The organism is Citrobacter sp. wls615 (assembly GCF_005281355.1).
Taxonomy (GTDB): Bacteria; Pseudomonadota; Gammaproteobacteria; order Enterobacterales; family Enterobacteriaceae; genus Citrobacter; species Citrobacter werkmanii.
Genome location: NZ_SZXM01000067.1, coordinates 44,336 through 60,885, shown reverse-complemented (window position 1 = coordinate 60,885; position 16,550 = coordinate 44,336). Strand labels below are relative to the sequence as shown.

17 protein-coding genes, 1 pseudogene and 1 other annotated feature are annotated in these 16,550 nt (G+C 53.5%); of the genes and pseudogenes, 12 read left to right on the top strand and 6 right to left on the bottom strand.

All coding sequences use genetic code 11. The features are described from left to right. Nucleotides 1–42: 42 nt before the first annotated feature. A complete protein-coding gene (locus FDX04_RS18795) occupies nt 43–1,269 on the top strand; it encodes a DUF3748 domain-containing protein (protein ID WP_137371335.1) in 1,227 nt (408 codons plus the stop codon). On the opposite strand, the gene FDX04_RS18790 is transcribed toward FDX04_RS18795, so the two are convergent. Next, on the bottom strand, nt 1,270–1,605 hold the full coding sequence (locus FDX04_RS18790; RefSeq protein WP_042311449.1) for a YceK/YidQ family lipoprotein: 336 nt from the start codon (nt 1,603–1,605) through the stop codon (nt 1,270–1,272). Nucleotides 1,606–1,840: 235 nt separating this feature from the next. Further along, nucleotides 1,841–1,913: a sequence feature (ROSE (Repression Of Heat Shock gene Expression) occurs in the 5'-region of heat shock genes and acts as an RNA thermometer to modulate expression.), on the top strand. On the opposite strand from FDX04_RS18790, the gene ibpA reads away from it, so the two are divergent. The 7 genes and pseudogenes from ibpA to FDX04_RS18755 all read left to right on the top strand — a co-directional run bounded on the left by ibpA (nt 1,907) and on the right by FDX04_RS18755 (nt 6,775). After that, a complete protein-coding gene (ibpA, locus tag FDX04_RS18785; protein ID WP_006687722.1) occupies nt 1,907–2,320 on the top strand; it encodes a small heat shock chaperone IbpA in 414 nt (137 codons plus the stop codon). (Overlaps the previous feature by 7 nt.) 92 nt (nt 2,321–2,412) lie before the next feature. Next, nucleotides 2,413–2,841, top strand: coding sequence for a small heat shock chaperone IbpB (gene ibpB, locus FDX04_RS18780; RefSeq protein WP_137361461.1), 429 nt, complete (start codon nt 2,413–2,415; stop codon nt 2,839–2,841). Nucleotides 2,842–2,976: 135 nt separating this feature from the next. Further along, nucleotides 2,977–3,534, top strand: a pseudogene (gene dinD / locus FDX04_RS18775) (DNA damage-inducible protein D); the annotation flags it as partial. Nucleotides 3,535–3,734: 200 nt separating this feature from the next. Beyond that, nucleotides 3,735–5,396: a putative transporter gene (locus tag FDX04_RS18770; RefSeq protein WP_137361459.1), complete on the top strand. Its 1,662-nt coding sequence runs from the start codon at nt 3,735–3,737 to the stop codon at nt 5,394–5,396. A 152-nt stretch (nt 5,397–5,548) separates the two neighbouring features. Then, nucleotides 5,549–5,896: a YidH family protein gene (locus tag FDX04_RS18765; protein WP_061380863.1), complete on the top strand. Its 348-nt coding sequence runs from the start codon at nt 5,549–5,551 to the stop codon at nt 5,894–5,896. Beyond that, nucleotides 5,886–6,248, top strand: a complete 363-nt coding sequence (locus tag FDX04_RS18760) for a DUF202 domain-containing protein (protein WP_061380864.1) — start codon at nt 5,886–5,888, stop codon at nt 6,246–6,248. Before FDX04_RS18765 ends, FDX04_RS18760 begins: the two co-directional genes overlap by 11 nt. A 14-nt stretch (nt 6,249–6,262) precedes the next feature. Further along, nucleotides 6,263–6,775, top strand: coding sequence for a radical SAM protein (locus FDX04_RS18755; RefSeq protein ID WP_137361458.1), 513 nt, complete (start codon nt 6,263–6,265; stop codon nt 6,773–6,775). A gap of 11 nt (nt 6,776–6,786) precedes the next feature. Here the strand turns inward: FDX04_RS18755 and dsdA are convergent, their stop codons facing one another. Both dsdA and dsdX read right to left on the bottom strand, forming a co-directional pair. Next, a complete protein-coding gene (gene dsdA, locus FDX04_RS18750) occupies nt 6,787–8,109 on the bottom strand; it encodes a D-serine ammonia-lyase (RefSeq protein ID WP_137361457.1) in 1,323 nt (440 codons plus the stop codon). Nucleotides 8,110–8,126: 17 nt separating this feature from the next. Beyond that, a complete protein-coding gene (gene dsdX, locus FDX04_RS18745) occupies nt 8,127–9,464 on the bottom strand; it encodes a D-serine transporter DsdX (protein ID WP_137371333.1) in 1,338 nt (445 codons plus the stop codon). A gap of 229 nt (nt 9,465–9,693) precedes the next feature. Between dsdX and dsdC the strand changes: the two genes are divergently transcribed. Both dsdC and FDX04_RS18735 read left to right on the top strand, forming a co-directional pair. Then, on the top strand, nt 9,694–10,620 hold the full coding sequence (gene dsdC / locus FDX04_RS18740; protein ID WP_069323826.1) for a DNA-binding transcriptional regulator DsdC: 927 nt from the start codon (nt 9,694–9,696) through the stop codon (nt 10,618–10,620). A 78-nt stretch (nt 10,621–10,698) separates the two neighbouring features. Next, the gene (locus tag FDX04_RS18735; protein WP_137371332.1) at nt 10,699–11,781 is read left to right on the top strand and encodes a cellulase family glycosylhydrolase; all 1,083 of its coding nucleotides are present in this window, start codon (nt 10,699–10,701) and stop codon (nt 11,779–11,781) included. Here the strand turns inward: FDX04_RS18735 and emrD are convergent. The 3 genes from emrD to tisB all read right to left on the bottom strand — a co-directional run bounded on the left by emrD (nt 11,708) and on the right by tisB (nt 14,132). After that, nucleotides 11,708–12,892 (bottom strand): multidrug efflux MFS transporter EmrD, encoded by a 1,185-nt coding sequence (emrD, locus tag FDX04_RS18730; RefSeq protein WP_137371331.1) that lies wholly within the window; start codon nt 12,890–12,892, stop codon nt 11,708–11,710. The two genes, FDX04_RS18735 and emrD, sit on opposite strands and share 74 nt — an antisense overlap. Nucleotides 12,893–13,085: 193 nt before the next feature. Next, the gene (locus FDX04_RS18725; protein WP_137371330.1) at nt 13,086–13,919 is read right to left on the bottom strand and encodes a DMT family transporter; all 834 of its coding nucleotides are present in this window, start codon (nt 13,917–13,919) and stop codon (nt 13,086–13,088) included. Nucleotides 13,920–14,042: 123 nt separating this feature from the next. Next, nucleotides 14,043–14,132: a type I toxin-antitoxin system toxin TisB gene (gene tisB / locus FDX04_RS18720; RefSeq protein WP_003023909.1), complete on the bottom strand. Its 90-nt coding sequence runs from the start codon at nt 14,130–14,132 to the stop codon at nt 14,043–14,045. Nucleotides 14,133–14,654: 522 nt separating this feature from the next. On the opposite strand from tisB, the gene ivbL reads away from it, so the two are divergent. Further along, entirely contained in the window at nt 14,655–14,753 is a 99-nt protein-coding gene (gene ivbL / locus FDX04_RS18710) for an ilvB operon leader peptide IvbL (protein ID WP_003827118.1), read from the top strand. 107 nt (nt 14,754–14,860) lie between these two features. Next, the gene (ilvB, locus tag FDX04_RS18705) at nt 14,861–16,549 is read left to right on the top strand and encodes an acetolactate synthase large subunit (RefSeq protein WP_137371328.1); all 1,689 of its coding nucleotides are present in this window, start codon (nt 14,861–14,863) and stop codon (nt 16,547–16,549) included. Nucleotide 16,550 lies beyond the last annotated feature (1 nt).

Genomic DNA, 16,550 nt, shown 5'->3' with positions numbered 1-16,550 from the left:
GTGAAGTATGATTGCTTAAATCGTCTTGTATCAGGGCATCCCATGAAGCAAATCACCTTTACGCCGCGTAATCATCAGCTTACCAATATCAATACCTGGACCCCGGACAGTAACTGGCTGGTCTTCGACGTGCGTCCTTCCGGTGCCTCTTTTACGGGGGAAACGATTGAACGCGTCAATGTTCATACTGGCGAACTGGAGGTGATTTACCGGGCCACTCAAGGGGCACATGTTGGCGTGGTGACCGTTCATCCAAAGTCGGAAAAGTATGTTTTTATTCATGGACCAGAAAATCCTGATGAAACATGGGATTACGATTTTCATCATCGCCGTGGAGTAATTGTTTCGCAGGCTGAGGTGACTAACCTGGATGCAATGGATATCACCGCGCCGTACACGCCTGGTGCGTTACGTGGCGGCAGTCATGTGCATGTCTTTAGCCCGAGCGGTGAGTTTGTCAGTTTCACTTATAACGACCATGTGCTGCATGAACGCTCTCCGGCGCTGGATTTACGTAACGTCGGCGTGGCTGCGCCGTATGGTCCGGTGAACGTATCCGCGCAGCATCCACGTGAATATAGCGGGAGCCGCTGGTGCGTGCTGGTGAGTCAAACGACACCTGCGCCAAAACCGGGGAGCGATGAGATAAACCGCGCCTATGAAGAAGGTTGGGTGGGCGAAAGCACACTGGCGTTTATCGGCGATACGTTGTCAGTGACCGGTGAGAAAGTGCCGGAGCTGTTTATTGTTGATTTGCCTCAGAATGAAAGCGGCTGGAAACAGCCGGGCGATGCTCCGCTGGAGGGCACAGAGGCGACAATGCCTGCGCCGCCATCCGGCATTCACCAACGCCGTCTGACGTTTACTCATGAGCGCGCCTTTCCGGGGCTGGTGAATCAGCCGCGCCACTGGGTGCGCAGTAATCCACAGGCGTCTGAAATTGCGTTTTTAATGCGCGATAACCATGGCGTTGTGCAGCTGTGGTTAATTTCACCACAGGGTGGTGAGCCGCGTCAGCTTACCTGCTGCGCCACGAGTATTCAGTCAGCATTCAACTGGCATCCGTCGGGGAAATGGCTGGGGTTTGTGCTGGAAAACAGAATCGCCTGTTGTGATGCTCAGACGGGAGAGATTGATTTTTTAACGGAGCGTCACGGCAACCCGCCCTCGGCCGATGCGGTCGTCTTCTCTCCTGATGGGCGACGGGTTGCGTGGATGGAAGACGTCGAAGGTTTCCGCCAATTGTGGATGACTGAAACAGGGCGTTAATTAAGGAGCAGGCATTTTCGCCGGGGGGAGAACGGCGTTCGTGGCCTGGGTTCTCTCCTCGCTCTTTTCTACGCGGGATCTCACCGAGTTATCTTTACGAAAGAGATCCCATGGAAGCAATACGGTATCAAGCACCGCCGTAAAAGGCATATCCAGAATCGCCAGCGACTTCGTCCCCCAATTCGTATCACTTTCGCTTATCATGGTGGCGCTGGCGCGTGTGCCAGGATACGTCCCTTCCTTGCCTCCGGTATGTGACATTATGCTGGAACAGCCGCTCAAAAACGCCATCCCGCTGCACATTGTCAGTGTTACCAACATTTTTTTTATCATCATTTATTCATCTGTTTTCATCGTGTTTGCATGATGAGTTAAAGCGATCCGTTGCGAAAATAACATCACCATTTCGTCGCACTGTGGCGGCTATCGCGATTTATCGATAACAACTGCTCTCCCCAGTGTATGCAATAGACAACAAACTGCAAAAAAAGTCAGATGAATACGCTTGAAAAGTTTGTTTTAAGACCCATTTTTAGGATGTAGACAACAGAAGGGCATGCCTGATGGGTGTCCTGGCTACCTGACCTGTCCATGATGGAAGGTCTCACATTCTCGCTGATTTCAGGAGCTATTGATTATGCGTAACTTTGATTTATCCCCGCTGTACCGTTCTGCTATTGGTTTTGACCGTCTGTTTAACCTGCTGGAAAACAACCAGAGCCAGAGTAATGGCGGCTACCCTCCGTACAACGTTGAGCTGGTAGACGAAAACCATTACCGCATTGCGATTGCTGTTGCCGGTTTCGCTGAAAGCGAGCTGGAAATTACCGCTCAGGACAATCTGCTGGTGGTAAAAGGCGCTCATGCGGATGAGCAAAAAGAACGTACTTACCTGTATCAGGGTATTGCCGAGCGCAACTTCGAACGTAAGTTCCAGTTAGCGGAGAACATTCATGTTCGCGGCGCAAACCTGGTGAATGGTCTGCTGTACATCGATCTTGAGCGCGTTATTCCCGAAGCGAACAAACCGCGCCGCATCGAAATCAACTAATTCTGTGGGCCGCTTCAGGCGGCCCTGCTAAGCAATCGGCTTGCCGTCAGGGAGCCGAAAGGTACCTACTCGCTTCTTAGAAGGAGATTATTATGCGTAACTACGATTTATCCCCACTGCTGCGTCAATGGATCGGTTTTGACAAACTGGCCAATGCCTTACAAAACGCCGGTGAAAGCCAGAGCTTCCCACCCTATAACATCGAAAAGAGCGATGATAACCACTACCGCATTACCCTTGCGTTAGCCGGTTTCCGCCAGCAAGATCTGGATATTCAACTGGAGGGCACACGCCTGACCGTGAAAGGTACACCGCAGCAGCCGGAAAAAGAGACAAAATGGTTGCACCAGGGGCTGGTTACTCAGCCGTTCAGTCTGAGCTTTACGCTGGCTGAAAATATGGAGGTCTCAGGCGCAAGCTTTACTAACGGCTTGCTGCATATCGATTTGACCCGTAATGAACCTGAAACCATTGCTCCACAACGTATCGCCATCAGCGAACGTCCCGCATTAAATAGCTAAATAGCTCCATGCCTTTGCCCCGCCAGAAATGACGGGGCTTTTTTGTGCGTCAGCACACATGAAACTGTCTTGTTGTAACGAATGTGTCACTGTAAAAATATCCAGTACCAATACTCTTAACGAAGGAATGTTTTTATGAGTGAACATCAACCATTTGAAGCTATGAAACAGTTTGATGATGCTGGGATCGAATATTGGTCTGCCCGGGAATTAGCTAAGATTCTTGAATATTCAGAGTACCGACATTTTCTACCTGTGATAAAGAAAGCTGCGGAGTCATGTGTAGCCAGTGGTCAATTAGAGAGTGACCATTTCGAGGAGATCCTCGCAATGGTACGAATTGGGTCAGGAGCTAGTCGGGAATTAAAAGACGTAAAACTCTCCCGCTACGCCTGTTATCTGGCCGTGCAAAATGGTGATCCCGCGAAACCTGTTATCGCGGCCGGGCAAACCTACTTTGCCATTCAAACCCGACGTCAGGAGTTGGCCGATGATGCTGCTTTTAAATCTCTGCGTGAGGATGAAAAGCGTTTGTTCTTACGCAATGAACTAAAAGAACACAATAAGCATCTGGTTGAAACCGCACAACTTGCTGGCGTAGAGACCGCTTTCGATTTTGCTATCTTTCAAAACCATGGTTACAAGGGGCTTTATGGTGGTTTAGATCAGCGAGCGATTCATGAACTGGGTGGCACGATGCCGGAAGCGCTGCCATTGCCAGAAAAAAGCATTCAGCAACTACAAATCGACGTGAAGAAAAACGCTAAATAACGCCCTTCTTAAGCGCTTATAGGCGCTCTGTAGCATGATAATGTGCGCCACTCTGCATTCATGCCTGAACGGTTCAGTCATAATCCTCGTTAAATGAAATGTTATTCACAGGGAACAGGATAATGAGTGATATAGCATTGACGGTCAGCGTTCTGGCGTTGGTGGCGGTTGTCGGATTATGGATCGGCAACATAAAAATACGTGGCGTTGGTTTTGGCATCGGAGGGGTGCTGTTCGGCGGTATTATCGTCGGACATTTTGTCGATCAGGCAGGGATGACCCTGAGCGGCGACATGCTGCATTTTATTCAGGAATTTGGCCTGATTCTTTTCGTTTACACCATCGGTATTCAGGTGGGGCCGGGCTTTTTTGCGTCACTGCGCGTTTCCGGGCTGCGGCTGAATCTGTTTGCCGTACTGATTGTCATCATGGGGGGGCTGGTCACCGCGATCCTGCATAAGATTTTTGCCATTCCCCTTCCGGTGGTGCTGGGGATCTTCTCCGGCGCGGTCACCAATACGCCGGCGCTGGGGGCGGGGCAGCAAATTCTGCGCGATCTGGGGACGCCAGCAGATATTGTAGACCAGATGGGGATGAGCTATGCCATGGCTTATCCTTTTGGTATCTGCGGTATTTTGCTCACGATGTGGCTGATGCGCCTTATTTTCCGCGTTAACGTCGATGCTGAAGCTCAGCAGCATGAATCCACGTTGACCAACGGACACGCGCTGATTCAGACGATGAACATCCGCGTGGAAAACCCGAACCTCAACAATATGGCGATTCAGGATGTCCCAATTCTGAACAGCGATAAAATCATCTGCTCGCGTCTGAAGCGTGAAGAGACATTGATGGTGCCATCGCCAGGGACGATTATCCAGATGGGCGACCTGCTACACCTGGTCGGTCAGCCAGGTGACCTGCACAACGCGCAGGTGGTGATTGGGCAGGAGGTGGACACATCGCTGTCGACGCGAGGTACTGATTTACGCGTTGAACGCGTGGTGGTGACTAATGAACAGGTGCTGGGTAAACGTATCCGCGACCTGCATTTTAAAGAACGTTATGACGTGGTTATCTCCCGTCTGAACCGTGCGGGCGTTGAGCTGGTGGCCAGCAGCGATGCCAGCCTGCAATTCGGGGATATCCTCAATCTGGTGGGGCGTCCCGCGTCCATTGATGCCGTTGCCAATGTTGTCGGCAACGCGCAGCAAAAACTGCAACAGGTGCAGATGCTGCCGGTATTTATCGGTATTGGACTGGGTGTCCTATTGGGTTCCATCCCGCTTTTCATCCCGGGTTTCCCGGTAGCGTTAAAATTGGGTTTGGCCGGTGGACCACTGATCATGGCCTTAATTCTTGGGCGTATCGGCAGCATTGGTAAGCTGTACTGGTTTATGCCTCCCAGCGCTAACCTGGCGTTGCGAGAATTGGGTATTGTGCTGTTTCTGGCGGTAGTTGGTCTGAAGTCAGGCGGTGATTTTGTCGATACCCTGACGCAGGGCGATGGCCTGAGCTGGGTGGGCTACGGTATTTTTATTACCGCCATTCCGCTGATTACCGTGGGACTGCTGGCGCGTATCTTCGCCAAAATGAACTATCTGACGCTGTGCGGTATGCTGGCGGGTTCGATGACCGATCCCCCCGCGCTGGCGTTTGCTAACAACCTGCATGCCACCAGCGGAGCGGCGGCGCTCTCCTATGCTACAGTTTACCCGCTGGTGATGTTCCTGAGGATTATCACCCCACAGCTGCTGGCGGTGCTCTTCTGGGGGCTGGGTTAAAGAACGCGTGTCCGGCCTGCATCTTCTGTAGGTCGGATACGATGCAAGTCGCTATTCGCCACATCTCTCTTTTCCATTGTCTCATTACATTACGTTCCCTCTCCTGAACTGTTCCGGTATAACAACCAGACAACAACATTGAAGGAGCCGTCATGAAGATTTCCCGCCTTGGGGAAGCGCCGGATTACCGCTTCTCGCTGGCAAATGAACGCACATTTCTGGCATGGATCCGTACCGCGTTAGGGTTTCTGGCCGCTGGCGTTGGTTTGGATCAACTGGCTCCGGATTTCGCCACGCCGGTTATTCGCGAAGTATTGGCCCTGTTGCTGTGTCTGTTTGCCGGCGGTCTGGCTATTTATGGTTATTTGCGCTGGTTGCGTAATGAAAAGGCGATGCGCCTGAAAGAGGATTTGCCTTACACCCACAGTCTGCTCATTATCAGTGCAATGCTGACGATTGTAGCGGTGATAGTTATGGCGCTGGTGCTGTATGCCGGATAGCCGTAAATCGCGACGTATCGCCGATCCGGGGCTACAACCGGAGCGCACATCGTTGGCCTGGTTTCGTACGTTGTTGGGTTATGGCGCGTTAATGGCGTTGGCGATTAAGCACAACTGGCATCAGGCTGGAGCGCTGTTCTGGATATCGATCGTCATACTGACGTTGGTGGCGATTATTCTCTGGCGTTACACCCGCAGTCGTAATCTCATGGATGTGAATGATAGTGATTTTTCTGAATCTCGCGCGGTGCGTGACAAATTTATGATCTCCCTCGCGGTGTTATCCCTCGCAATACTGTTTGCTGTAACGCATGTTCGCCAACTTATCGTATTTATCGAGAATTTTGCATGACAGGATGTGAGAACATGGATGTTAGTGATGACGTTTTAGAAATGGTGATTGACCACCAGAAAAGTTTACAACCGGTTGAATTGTACCGTGGTTTGCAACAAGGAAAAGTTCGCCTCGTACAGTTTACGCCTTTGATTAAGCGCGATGGTTCAGGTTACCTGACTGAAGATTCAGTGACACCGGAGGAGTGGGGACGATTTTTAATTGCGATATTTGATATTTGGGTACGTGAAGATATTAATCAAATATCTATTCAGCTTTTCGATAATACGCTACGCCAGTGGTGTGGTCGGACGGCACTGTTTGAATGCCAGACGATGACACTGCAGAATACGCGCTGTCAGGCATGCTCTTTGTTTCAGTACTACCATGGCGATTGTCCTGCGTATCGCGAGGAGAATGGAAAGGGCGTGCTGTGTACAGGATATCAGGCTTTCTTCAACCACACCGCCCCGCATATGCGCGTGATGCGCGATCTGCTTAAGCAGCATCGCTCACCGATGGAATTGATGGCGATGCTGCGTTAAGCTCAGCGGCGTTAGCGCCCTTTGGCCAGATACTGCGCCATTTCGGCTTCTGGTACCATGCCGCCGCCGGTCGCCCACACCAGATGCGTGGCGTTGTTGAGCTGGTCCGCGTTGAAGCCGTGCATCTGTTGATAGTCAACTGAGCCGCAAACGTGCTGCGGACCGGCCATTCCTGCCAGCGCCGAAGGCTCAAGGCGAATCCCTTCCTCCTGCGCCAGCCAGCCCAGCATGTCGTACATCGTCTGATCGTCCAGGGTGTACAGACCGTCGAGCAGACGTTCCATCGCCCGGCCAACAAATCCGGACGCGCGCCCCACCGCCAGCCCATCCGCTGCCGTCAGGTTGTCGATGCCAATATCCTGCACGGAAATGGTATCGTGCAGCCCGGTATAAATCCCCAGCAGCATGCACGGTGAATGGGTTGGCTCGGCGAAGAAGCAGTGCACGTTATCGCCAAATGCCAGCTTCAGACCAAACGCTACCCCGCCAGGGCCGCCGCCGACGCCGCACGGCAGGTAGACAAACAGCGGATGATCGGCATCCACCACGCGACCCTGCTGCGCGAACTGCGCCTTCAGACGCTGACCAGCCACCGCGTAACCTAAAAACAGCGTGCGGGAGTTTTCATCATCGATAAAGAAGCAGTTCGGATCGGACTCTGCCGCTTTGCGGCCCTGTTCAACCGCCACCCCGTAATCTTCTTCATATTCGACGACCGTCACGCCGTGGCTGCGCAGTTTGGCTTTTTTCCACGCACGGGCGTCGGCGGACATATGCACTGTTACCTTAAAGCCGATACGGGCGCTCATGATGCCGATAGACATCCCGAGGTTGCCGGTGGAGCCTACCGCGATGCTGTACTGGCTGAAAAACTTTTTAAATTCAGGTGAAAGCAGAATGCTGTAATCATCTTCTGTCGTCAGCAGACCGGCTTCCAGCGCCAGTTTTTCCGCGTGGGTCAGGACTTCATAAATGCCGCCACGCGCTTTAATTGAGCCGGAAATCGGCAGGTGGCTGTCTTTCTTCAGCAGGATTTCGCCGCGGATAGGCTGCCCGTACTCTTTTACCAGCCGTTTTTGCATCGCCGGGATTGCGGCCAGCTCGGATTCGATAATGCCGCCAGTAGCTGCGGTTTCCGGGAATGCCTGCGCCAGATATGGCGCGAAGCGCGTCAGCCGGGCATGGGCATCCTGAACATCGTGTTCGGTCAGGCCAACATAGGGTAAACCTTCCGCAAGAGAGGTGGTGCCAGGGTTAAACCAGGCCGTCTCTTTGAGAGCCACCAGATCTTCCACTAAAGGATACTGGGCGATAAGTGTTTGAATGTTTTCCATAGTCAGTCTCTTCGCGCTTAGATAATAAAGGAAAGCAGGAATGTGCAAGCCAGTGCAATAACGGACGCGATAAATGTCGCGGTCGTATAGTATTTAAACGTCTCATTCAGGGTAGCGCCGCAGTATTGCTTGACCAGCCATAAGAGGGAATCTGTGACGATCGTGCAGCCAATGGCGCCGGAACCAATCGCAATGGCGATGATCTCCGGGCTAACGTCAGGGTAGAGCGGCAGCATCGGCGCTACGATTGCCGTGGCGCCCATCATCGCGACCGTGGCGGAACCCACTGCAGCATGCAGAATTAATGCCACCAGCCACGCCAGCAGAATCGGGTGCATATGCATGTTTGAAAGGATTAGCGCGAGGGTATCCGCCAGCCCGCTGCTCTTGAGGATAGCGTTGAATGCGCCGCCTGCGCCGATAATCAGCAGAATGTTGGCAATCGAACCAAACCCGTTTTCAGTGTGGGTCAGCAGCGTGCCCATGCCGATGTGCTGACGCAGACCGAGAATGTAGTAGGCCACGAAGACGGCAATAAACATCGCGGTGATCGGGTTACCAATAAACTCCAGCAGCGTATACAGCGTGCTGCCTTTCGCCATGTTCAACTCAGCAACGGTTTTGACCAGCATCAGGCCAATCGGCAACAGGACGGTAAACAGCGTTGCGCCCAGCGACGGCAGCGTACTTTCGTCGCGCACTTTCAGGTCGGAAAATTCAGCCGGCACCGGTTTAAACGGCAGACGGTTACCGAGGAATTTCAGGTACAGCGGCCCGCCGACAAGCGAGGCCATTAAGCCCACCAGTAAACCGTAAACAATTACGCTGCCAATATCTGCGCCCAGCTTATTCGCCACGAACAGGGCGGCCGGATGCGGCGGCACCACACAGTGCACCGCCATCAGCGCCGTACACAGTGGGATTGCCAGCTTCAGCAGTGAAGTATTGGTCTTTTTGGCAATCGAAAAAGCCAGCGGAATCAACAGTACCACGCCGACTTCAACAAACAGCGTGATCCCGCAAATCAGCCCGACCAGCACCATAATGACATCAGCGGAAAGCCAGCGGCAGCGCTGTAGCGTCAGGCCAATGCGTTCGGCTGCGCCGGACACTTCCATCATTTTGCCCAGAATGGTCCCAAGGCCGATAACCGCGGCGAGGAAGCCCAGCGTACCGCCGATGCCACTCTCAATGGCATTGACCATATCCAACGGCCCCATGCCCATCATCGTACCCACGAAGAAGCTGGCTAACAGTAGCGCCAGAAACGGGTGGAATTTGAACTTCACGATGGTCAAAACGATTAACACGATGCTTATCAGCAGCGTGCTCACAACCCAGATTTGAGAGTGCATAACTCACCTTGCCCTGTGATTAATATAGGGTTATTGGACAAAAATAAGGCATGGTCTGACAAACGATATAAATCCCCCTTCACATGAGCCAGATTGCATCAAATGAGTGATTTATGTCTAATTGCGCTTTGTTTATGCGATATGGTTCACTCTGATTCACCTTTGAGCTGATTTTTGCAGCGAACTTTTTTACACTTCAGCGCATGAATCAGAAGGAAAGGAGGTGAGAATGGATCCCCTACGCGAAGTCAGAAACCGGCTGCTCAACGGCTGGCAGTTGTCAAAGCTGTATACTTTTGAAGTGGCGGCCCGGCATCAGTCGTTTGCGCTGGCGGCAGACGAGCTGTCATTGAGCCCCAGCGCCGTCAGCCATCGCATAAATCAGTTGGAAGATGAACTGGGTATTCAGCTGTTTGTCCGTTCTCACCGCAAAGTGGAACTGACCCACGAGGGTAAACGGGTGTTCTGGGCACTGAAATCGTCGCTGGACACACTCAACCAGGAAATCCTTGATATCAAAAATCAGGAGCTGTCGGGAACGCTCACCGTGTACTCACGGCCCTCCATCGCCCAGTGCTGGCTGGTTCCGGCGCTCGGCGACTTCACCCGTCGCTATCCGTCGATTTCGCTGACCATGCTGACCGGGAATGACAACGTCAACCTGCAGCGTGCCGGAATCGATCTGGCGATCTATTTTGACGATGCGCCCTCCGCCCAGCTCACACACCATTTTCTGATGGATGAAGAGATCCTGCCGGTATGCAGCCCGGACTATGCCTCTCGTTATGGTCTCACTGGCTCGCTGGTGAATCTGCCGCACTGTACGTTGCTGCACGACAGGCAGGCGTGGAGTAACGACTCCGGGACCGATGAATGGCACAGCTGGGCGCAGCATTTTGCGGTAAATTTGCCAACATCGTCGGGCATTGGTTTCGATCGTTCTGATTTAGCGGTGATTGCGGCAATGAATCACATCGGCGTAGCGATGGGCCGTAAAAGGCTGGTGCAAAAACGCCTCGATAGCGGAGAGCTGGTCGCGCCTTTTGGCGATATGGCGCTGAAATGCCATCAGCATTACTACATCACCACGCTGCCCGGCAGGCAGTGGCCGAAAATCGAGGCATTTATTGGCTGGCTACAGGAGCAGGTTAAATAAGCGGGCCATGCATATTTTTTACGCTTTCTCTCTACACGGAAAGTGAAAAAGCATGCTAAATACGTGATATCACTCCTGATGATTTGCGTAAGGACGAGCGTGTTAAAGTCGATTGTTTCCCTGTTGCTCTTCGCCAGCGCCACCGTGTGTGCAGCAGCACCAGCGCTGACGGCGGCGTCGTATGCGCAGCAGCTTGGGGTCGGGATGGACGTAGATTGGGCGCGAACCGAGCGTGGCATCCGTGAGTTCGATCCGCTGGTGGTGCGGGATTTCAGGGCGAAAGGCATTTCTCATGTGCGTATCCGCGTGGCGGGAGAACCGACAGAAGCCAGACTAATTCATCTGCGCAAGCTGGTCGAAGCCTGCGAGCAGTATGGCGTAATCCCGATTATTGCTTACCAGGCGGATGAATATAAACAAGACCCCAGCGCCGGTAATGAAAAAGAGGTGGTTAACTGGTGGGTGGCGGTGGCGCATTACTTTGGTCAACGTTCGCCGCTACTGGGTTTTGACCTGATTTATGAACCTGCGGATAAGCTCAACCATAATCAGGCATCGCTCAACCGGGTGTATGACAAAACGATTCGCACCATCCACACTATTGACCCGCAACGGATGATCTTCATCGCGCCGCGACTGCGTGCCGCGCCGGAAGAGCTGCCGAACCTGAAGTTGCCGCCGCAAAGCCAGAATACCGTGCTGGCCGAATGGCACATCTTCCCGTGGGGGCCGCTGAAAAATAACGGCAAATACCCATGGACGTCAGGGACTGCAGCGGAAAAGACGGCTATTCGCGCCCGTATCAATACCGCCATTCGCTGGCAGCAGAAAACCGGTCACGTGAGTTGGGTAGGCGGCTGGTCGCCGGGAGAAACCATTAAAAATGGGCCATCTGCTGCGCAAATGGCCTTCGCCCGTTTTATGGCGTGTGAGCTGAAGAAAGCGAAGATTCCCTATGCTATCAATGCGGATACGCAGTTCTATGATGGCGAGGAGGGAGCCTGGCGTCCGGCACTTGAGCCGTTGCTGACGACGATGATTGCGCCTGAATGTGACAAGCCCGGCGATAAACCGGGCCATCATGCGCTTAAACCGCCTGCCCCTGATGCGACACGCGTGACGCCAGCGGAAGCCAGCACACAAAAATCAGCAGCCCCATAAGGGTCATCAACAGGCCCAGACTGGCTTGTCCGGTCTGCGGCAGCATCGCAGAGAACCATGCCAGCACGCCGGAACCAATGTTTTGTAATCCTCCGACCAGCGCGCCGGCAGTGCCCGCCAGGAACGGGAAAGGCTCCATTGCGCCGCTGGTTGCCAGCGGAAACAACATCCCGGCGCCGAAGAAAAACAGCGCGGCGGGAACCAGCAGCGTCCAGACGTTCATCACGTCGAACAGGCCAGGGAGCCACATCATCAAACCGGCGACCAGACAGCAGATAACCGACTGCCACATCAGCGTTGAGAAACGCTTGTTCGGGCGACCGGCGAACCAGGCGCCGAAAAATGCCGCCGGAATAGGCAGAATAAACAGGATACTGACCACCATGCTGCTTAAACCCAGCCTTGCGCCCAATAATACCCCGGAGCAGGCTTCGAAGACTGCAACGCCCGCCAGGCCGCCGATCAGCATGAGCACGTAACAGGTGAAAGAGCTGTTGCCAAACAGTGTTTTGTAACTGGCGATCAGCCGTGGACGCGGCGCGCCTGCCGGGCGCGTTTCCGGCATCCAGCGCGCCATGCTAAACGTGACGCCCGCGCACAGGACCAGCAGAAAAATATAACAAGCGCGCCAGTTCCACACGGTTTCCAGCATACCGCCAATCAGCGGTGCCAGCAGCGGACTGACCAGGATCCCCATATTCAGCAAACTGTTGGCGTGACGAAGCTGCGTACCTTCATACAGGTCTCGCGGCAAGGTTCGCGCCATCACACCGCCGACACCCGTTCCCATCCCCTGGATTGCACTGGCGATAATCAGTACCGTCAGGCTATGGGTGGTAATGGCAACCAACGTGGCCAGCATAAAAATAGACATCCCGGCGAGGATCACCGGACGGCGGCCAACGCGATCGGAAAGTGGGCCGTAAAACAGTTGTGACAGGCCGTAGGTCAGCAGATAGGCGGCCATCACGCTCTGCACCGCCCCTTCGCGAACGTTCAGTTCACGCGCCATATCAGCAATCGCGGGGATATAAATGGTTTGCGCCATCTGTCCAACCGCCACCAGTAATACCAACATCAACAACAAATTGACGCTTCTATGCCTTTTCATTTCGCTGATAACTTTTCAAAAAGTGAAAAAATAAGAATAAGGTGCTGCACTTTCCCGTAAATGCGCGTGGAATCTACCACAACAGAAAAAGAAGGCCAGATAGTAGGCTGGAATGTTTAAGCGAGGAACGGCAGGAAATGTAAACAAAAAACGGCAACAAATGTTGCCGGATTGCATCAGGTAGACAAAGAGATCACGACAAGCGTAGCAAAACCGCGCCTATGGCAATACCTGCGGCCGCGACAAGACGCACTCCGGCAACCTTTTCTTTCAGCAACAGCCAGGCGAGCAGCGCGCCAAACAGGATGGAAGTTTCACGCAGCGCAGCGACCACCGCCAACGGTGCCTGGGTCATGGCCCACAGCGCCAGTCCGTAAGAACCCATCGTGCCAATCCCGCCAAGAATCCCTTTCTTCCACTGCTGTACCAGATAGCGTGACGCTTCCCGGCGTCTGGCGATCATTGCCCAGGTGAGCAGGCAAGAACCGTTCAGAAAGAAGGTCCACAGCGTATAACCCAGCGCGGTTTCTGATAAGCGTACCCCGGTGCCGTCGACCAGCGTGTAACCGGCAATAAAGCAGGCGTTAATGAGTGCCAGTACGATCCCGCGTTGCGAGCTGCTGCGCCCGTTAAATGCCATGCCGAGAATAGCCAGGCAGATGGTGGCAATCCCCACCCAGGCAAGCGTAGAGAGACTATCGCCAAGGAACAGGACGCTGATAATCGCAACCAGCAATGGTGCGGTGCCGCGCATCAAAGGGTAGGTCAGACTCATATCCGAAACCTGATAGGTTTTGGCGACAAGAACCGTGTACACCACTTGTAAGGCCGTAGAGACAGCCAAAAACGGCAGGCTGGCGGCAGAAGGTTGAGGCGCAAAGGGTAAGCAGATTAAAGCCATAATCGCAGCTGAGCCGCTGACGCCGATCGCCGAGTACAGTTTATCGTTTCCAGCCTTAACAATGGCATTCCAGCTGGCATGCAGCAGCGCGGCGAACAGCAAAATGCAGAAAACAGAAAGCGTCATGGCGGAATTCTTCCCTGAGAATGTCATAAAAACGTAACATATTGACGCGTGACAAGCACCTGGGAAAAGGTGAAAGGGGAGCGGAGTGTGACCCGCTCCCCTTAGGTGCGACTTGAATCTGAATTACTTAACGTATTTCAGAACGGCATCAAGTAGTTGCAGTGCTGCAACAATGAGTTTGAGGATAAGAATAGCGATATCCACGAGGCTCATACGCTCTCCTTTTGGTACAAGGAGCACGGTGCTGGCGTACCTCGCCGCTGCCTGTTGCCAGCACCTTTGTTGACATAACACAGTGTGCTCGCACGGGGGTGAAGGCGCTGACGGCACCACCCGTTTCAGCCAGGACTTTGATGCGCCGGTTTACGATGCGGCCCCCGCATAACACATTGTGTACGGGAATATTATAGATAAACACTGTATAAATTAACAGTATTTTGTGGACGTAACGTCAACATTAGCCCATACTCAATATCATCAAAATTCGTGCCGAAATTGCGTGTTCTTCGCGGAGCGCGTATACTTTTCTCGTTGACATAACACAGTGTGTTCGGCGGCTACCAACCGCACAACGCTGAAAAGAACCTCGCTCCGGCGGGGTTTTTTGTTTTTCAACATCGTATAGCGAAATGTGATCGTTGACGCATTTTTGTGCAGATGAAAATTTTTCCATTGTCACGCTGAAAAACCTGTGTTTGTATAAATCCAGTTAATCAACAAACAGACAGGTCCCTAATGAACCCTTCCATGCTGACTGCGACCCTACTAAAAACTGCGCCATCTCGCGCAGCGGTCGTCGTGCGTGTGGTGGTGGTCGTCGGCAATGCGCCGTAGGGTCCGGATCAACACACGATTCCAAAACCCCGCCGGCGCAAACCGGGCGGGGTTTTTCGTTTAAGAGACCTGCCCGGAGCAACGGCCCAGAATAAAAGGACTGGAGCATGGCAAGTTCGGGCATAACATCCAAGCGTACGCGTTTTACGGGCGCAGAATTCATTGTTCATTTCCTGGAACGTCAGGGAATCCAGGTAGTCACCGGTATCCCTGGCGGATCGATTCTTCCCGTCTATGACGCGTTAAGCCAAAGCACGAAAATCCGTCATATCCTGGCGCGCCACGAGCAGGGTGCGGGGTTTATCGCGCAAGGCATGGCACGAACCGATGGTAAACCCGCCGTGTGTATGGCTTGTAGCGGGCCGGGCGCCACCAACCTGGTTACCGCGATTGCCGATGCTCGTCTGGATTCCATCCCGCTGGTGTGTATCACCGGGCAGGTTCCGGCCTCGATGATCGGTACCGATGCCTTCCAGGAAGTCGATACCTACGGTATTTCTATCCCCATCACCAAACACAACTATCTGGTCCGCCATATCAATGAATTACCTCAGGTCATGAGCGATGCATTCCGCATTGCGCAGTCCGGACGTCCAGGCCCGGTGTGGATAGACATTCCTAAGGATATTCAAACCGCCGTATTTGAAATTGAAGAGATGCCGGAACCCGCGCAGAAAATGGCGGCGCCGGCGTTCAGTCAGGACAGCATTCGCGATGCCGCAGCCATGATTAACGCCGCACAGCGTCCGGTACTGTACCTCGGCGGCGGCGTGATTAACGCGCCCGCACGCGTGCGTGAACTAGCCGAAAAAGCCATGCTGCCTACCACCATGACCTTGATGGCGCTGGGCATGCTGCCAAAGACGCATCCGCTGTCGTTAGGCATGCTGGGTATGCACGGCGCGCGCAGCACCAACTTTATTCTGCAAGAAGCTGATTTACTGATTGTTCTGGGCGCACGTTTTGATGACCGGGCGATTGGTAAAACCGAACAGTTCTGCCCGAACGCCAAAATCATCCACGTGGATATCGACCGTGCGGAGCTGGGTAAAATCAAACAGCCGCATGTAGCGATTCAGGCGGATGTCGATGAGGTTCTGGCGCAACTGATCCCATTGGTTGAGGCCCAGCCGCGAGAGGCATGGCATCAGATGGTGGCCGATTTACAACGTGAGTTTCCTTGCGCCATTCCGCAGGAAAGCGACCCGCTCAGTCACTATGGGCTGATCAATGCGGTGGCGGCATGCGTGGATGACAACGCCATTATCACCACCGATGTCGGGCAGCATCAGATGTGGGCGGCGCAGGCCTACCCGCTGAACCGTCCGCGTCAGTGGCTGACCTCTGGCGGTCTTGGTACCATGGGATTTGGTCTGCCGGCGGCCATTGGCGCGGCGCTGGCGAACCCGGATAAAAAAGTGCTGTGCTTCTCCGGCGACGGTAGCCTGATGATGAATATTCAGGAAATGGCGACAGCCAGCGAAAATCAGCTGGATATTAAAATCATCCTGATGAATAACGAAGCGTTGGGTCTGGTATATCAGCAGCAGAGCCTGTTCTATAAGCAGGGTGTTTTTGCTGCGACCTATCCGGGGATGATTAACTTTATGCAGATCGCAGCTGGTTTTGGTCTGGAAACTTGTGATTTGAATAACGAAGCAGACCCACAGGCAGCGTTGCAGGAAATGATTAATCGGCCTGGACCTGCGCTGATCCACGTGCGTATCGACGCCGAAGAAAAAGTGTACCCGATGGTGCCGCCGGGTGCGGCAAACACTGAAATGGTGGGGGAATAAG

Coding starts and splice junctions, on each gene's coding strand:
- FDX04_RS18795 (WP_137371335.1), top strand. CDS start 43: ATGAAGCAAATCACCTTTACGCCGCGTAATCATCAGCTTACCAATATC.
- FDX04_RS18790 (WP_042311449.1), bottom strand. CDS start 1,605: ATGATGATAAAAAAAATGTTGGTAACACTGACAATGTGCAGCGGGATG.
- ibpA (WP_006687722.1), top strand. CDS start 1,907: ATGCGTAACTTTGATTTATCCCCGCTGTACCGTTCTGCTATTGGTTTT.
- ibpB (WP_137361461.1), top strand. CDS start 2,413: ATGCGTAACTACGATTTATCCCCACTGCTGCGTCAATGGATCGGTTTT.
- FDX04_RS18770 (WP_137361459.1), top strand. CDS start 3,735: ATGAGTGATATAGCATTGACGGTCAGCGTTCTGGCGTTGGTGGCGGTT.
- FDX04_RS18765 (WP_061380863.1), top strand. CDS start 5,549: ATGAAGATTTCCCGCCTTGGGGAAGCGCCGGATTACCGCTTCTCGCTG.
- FDX04_RS18760 (WP_061380864.1), top strand. CDS start 5,886: ATGCCGGATAGCCGTAAATCGCGACGTATCGCCGATCCGGGGCTACAA.
- FDX04_RS18755 (WP_137361458.1), top strand. CDS start 6,263: ATGGATGTTAGTGATGACGTTTTAGAAATGGTGATTGACCACCAGAAA.
- dsdA (WP_137361457.1), bottom strand. CDS start 8,109: ATGGAAAACATTCAAACACTTATCGCCCAGTATCCTTTAGTGGAAGAT.
- dsdX (WP_137371333.1), bottom strand. CDS start 9,464: ATGCACTCTCAAATCTGGGTTGTGAGCACGCTGCTGATAAGCATCGTG.
- dsdC (WP_069323826.1), top strand. CDS start 9,694: ATGGATCCCCTACGCGAAGTCAGAAACCGGCTGCTCAACGGCTGGCAG.
- FDX04_RS18735 (WP_137371332.1), top strand. CDS start 10,699: ATGATTTGCGTAAGGACGAGCGTGTTAAAGTCGATTGTTTCCCTGTTG.
- emrD (WP_137371331.1), bottom strand. CDS start 12,892: ATGAAAAGGCATAGAAGCGTCAATTTGTTGTTGATGTTGGTATTACTG.
- FDX04_RS18725 (WP_137371330.1), bottom strand. CDS start 13,919: ATGACGCTTTCTGTTTTCTGCATTTTGCTGTTCGCCGCGCTGCTGCAT.
- tisB (WP_003023909.1), bottom strand. CDS start 14,132: ATGAGCCTCGTGGATATCGCTATTCTTATCCTCAAACTCATTGTTGCA.
- ivbL (WP_003827118.1), top strand. CDS start 14,655: ATGAACCCTTCCATGCTGACTGCGACCCTACTAAAAACTGCGCCATCT.
- ilvB (WP_137371328.1), top strand. CDS start 14,861: ATGGCAAGTTCGGGCATAACATCCAAGCGTACGCGTTTTACGGGCGCA.